This is a genomic window from Desulfoluna spongiiphila (genome assembly GCF_900101345.1).
In the GTDB taxonomy this organism is placed as follows: Bacteria; Desulfobacterota; Desulfobacteria; order Desulfobacterales; family Desulfolunaceae; genus Desulfoluna; species Desulfoluna spongiiphila.
In genome coordinates this window covers 1-2592 of sequence record NZ_FMUX01000047.1, presented here as the reverse complement: position 1 = coordinate 2592, position 2592 = coordinate 1, and the positions used below count along the sequence as shown (strand labels likewise).

General features: G+C 37.6%; 3 protein-coding genes. All 3 read left to right on the top strand.

What is annotated here, in order from left to right:
- Window positions 1-154: 154 nt before the first annotated feature.
- The 3 genes from BLQ12_RS27215 to BLQ12_RS26725 all read left to right on the top strand — a co-directional run bounded on the left by BLQ12_RS27215 (window position 155) and on the right by BLQ12_RS26725 (window position 2393).
- Window positions 155-391 (top strand): GlsB/YeaQ/YmgE family stress response membrane protein, encoded by a 237-nt coding sequence (locus BLQ12_RS27215; RefSeq protein WP_139164144.1) that lies wholly within the window; start codon window positions 155-157, stop codon window positions 389-391.
- Window positions 384-707 carry a hypothetical protein gene (locus tag BLQ12_RS26730; protein WP_092216038.1) on the top strand — a complete coding sequence of 108 codons (324 nt, stop codon included), beginning with the start codon at window positions 384-386 and terminating at the stop codon, window positions 705-707. The genes BLQ12_RS27215 and BLQ12_RS26730 overlap by 8 nt, the downstream gene beginning before the upstream one ends.
- Before the next feature lie 177 nt (window positions 708-884).
- A complete protein-coding gene (locus BLQ12_RS26725; protein ID WP_092216036.1) occupies window positions 885-2393 on the top strand; it encodes an SIR2 family protein in 1509 nt (502 codons plus the stop codon).
- Window positions 2394-2592 lie beyond the last annotated feature (199 nt).

Genomic DNA, 2592 nt, shown 5'->3' with positions numbered 1-2592 from the left:
CGGTGGTGGCCGTTTAGAGTGTCACGTTTTGCATCTGCAGCTGACTAACCCCATGTCCTGAAATTAATCGCGCAAAATTGTTCAGCAACCCCTACATAGAAACTTTGGCGGGGTATTCACAATGTTAAGCCCTTGTAACTTACGGAATTAATATATGAAACAATGCAAACAAATCGACAAAAGTGGAGAGCGTTGTAATAATATTGCTGTCTCTGGAAGTGACTACTGTGAAGAGCATAAACAAAGCACGGATGCGTCACTTCCATTAGCTATCGGAGGCGCTCTGTTAGGTAATATCATTGCCCCAGGTATTGGCGGTGCTCTTGTTGGGGGACTCATTGGAGCATTCCTTGGAACAAAGTCTAACAAAAAAGGGGCTTCCAATGAATGATATCACCACAATAGCTGTAGTAGTGTGTGCAATCCTTTTAGTTGGCTACTTTGCCTGTATTTTGGTAGGTGAAAAGAGTAAACCAGACTTAATGGAGGCTATTAGTCTCATTTTAACCAGTAGTGGCATGGTTTCAGCTATTAAATTGGGTTATATTGCAATTTTCCAAACAAACCTTTTTGTTGGGCCGTTAGAAGACCAAAGGATCCCCATAATAGTCGGAGCTTTTGCTATCATGTGGGTTTCTGTAAATTTTACTTGGAAAATATTTTCAAATCATTTGAATTACCATCTATCTATAGCCGAAAAAGCTTAACAATTGCTTGCACGCCGACCGGGTGCAAGTGCTGCTTTTTCGGTCTATTTCGCTTCGCGTTATTTTTTATATATCAAACTCTTTCGTGCTTCTGCACCCGTCGGGTGAAGCATGCGTTGTGCAACACAATAGATATAATGAGAAAACAAACTTACAATTACCAAAGGTGATTAGTCGATGTTAATTGATAATATTATAGCTCAAATGGATGAAGGTGGCCCAAGAAGCTATTATTCTTTTGAAACCTTTATTCTAAACCTTTTAAAGTTTCATTTAGAATCACAAGAAAAAGAATTAAATATAGTTGAAAATTTTAGAGACGGAATTGGGGATGCTATTGCACCAGATGGTTTTGATGACTTTGAAGGCAATACATTAATTGAGATAAAATTCAGTATCGACAAAATGCCGGCAAGGCATCTTCTGGCTAAATTTCTTCATGGTAGATCAACTCAGAATTTCGAAAAAGATTTCGATAGACTTCTTATTGTTCACGCAAAACCAGTTTCTACTAAGTGGAAAGAACGTTTTGAAAAAGAATTATCAATGACTGACTGCTCAGTCCCAATAATTCTTTTCGGACCAGAAGAAATAAATAAAATCGTTTCAAAGCATAGAAGTAAAACAAATGAGATCGTCAATAACCTGTTTTCATTGAGAATTAAAACGGCTGTTGCAAAGCAAAAGATAGATTGGAAAAAAGAACGAGAGAGTAGAATAGAACTTATAAAGGATCATTATCGAGGTGGTCAATTTTCGTTGTTTCTTGGTGCAGGGGTATCAAGTTCTGCAGGCTTGCCTGATTGGACCACATTATTAAATTCTCTATTTGTTAGTTATTTGACAGATGAGTTCAATAATGAAGTATCCATTTCCGAAAAAGATATTGAAGATATTGTTAATAGACTAAATAAAATAGATGCATCTTCAGCCTTAATGGCAGCCAGATACTTAAGAAAAGGGTTATCTAAAGAGAGAGGTGAAGTAAATGAATTCACAAAAGTTATTTCAGAAAATCTTTACAAACTTCGAAATACTGCATTTTCGTTTAATTCCCTCTTGATAAAGTCAATTGTTAACTTGTGCGCACCTAAAAGAACCGGTGCTAAGATTAAAGCTGTTGTTACATATAATTTCGATGATTTAGTTGAAAGGCAGTTGGAAAAGCAATCAATTCAGTATCAAAGCATATACACAGATAGTGAATCGTACGGTCCTGATGAACTCCCGGTATATCATGTGCATGGATTTTTACCAGAAAACCCAAAAAAATATGCTTCGTTAGATAAAAGCACCTTGGTTTTTTCTGAAGAAGGGTATCACCATATATATTCTAATGCATATCACTGGTCAAATCTTGTCCAACTTAATAATCTAAGAGAAAACCATTGTCTTATGATTGGTTTATCTATGACTGATCCAAACTTAAGACGACTCTTGGATATATCGGGAAGGCATACAGAAAAAACAAAGCATTTTGCTTTCATGAAACGGCTATCTAAACAGGAATTTTGTTTCGAACAAGATGAATCGCCAGCTGTCAACAATATTGTTGGAGCAGAAAAGTTTCTTGAAAGGCACCACAACCTTAATGAAGAAATAATGAGGGAACTTGGAGTGTCTGTAATATGGTATGAATCATATGATGACATCCCACAAATATTAAGTTCAATTAAAGACTACTAAGCCTTCATATATCAACAAGTTGCACGACAATAAGATTAACTCGGACGCCACAAAGCTGCTCCGCTCGTTCCTCGCTACGCAGCTTTGTGGCGCCGGTTATTTAAGCGTTAGAGCGCCAAGCAAAGCTTGGCGCATCTTGCAGGGTGTAAGTCCCTGCCGGGAAAGGTCTAACCCGCCACCCGTATCGAGTGTTGCGCCT

Bases quoted from the DNA above. Each gene is read 5' to 3' on its own strand.
- BLQ12_RS27215 (WP_139164144.1), top strand. From the start codon at position 155: ATGAAACAATGCAAACAAATCGACAAAAGTGGAGAGCGTTGTAATAAT.
- BLQ12_RS26730 (WP_092216038.1), top strand. From the start codon at position 384: ATGAATGATATCACCACAATAGCTGTAGTAGTGTGTGCAATCCTTTTA.
- BLQ12_RS26725 (WP_092216036.1), top strand. From the start codon at position 885: ATGTTAATTGATAATATTATAGCTCAAATGGATGAAGGTGGCCCAAGA.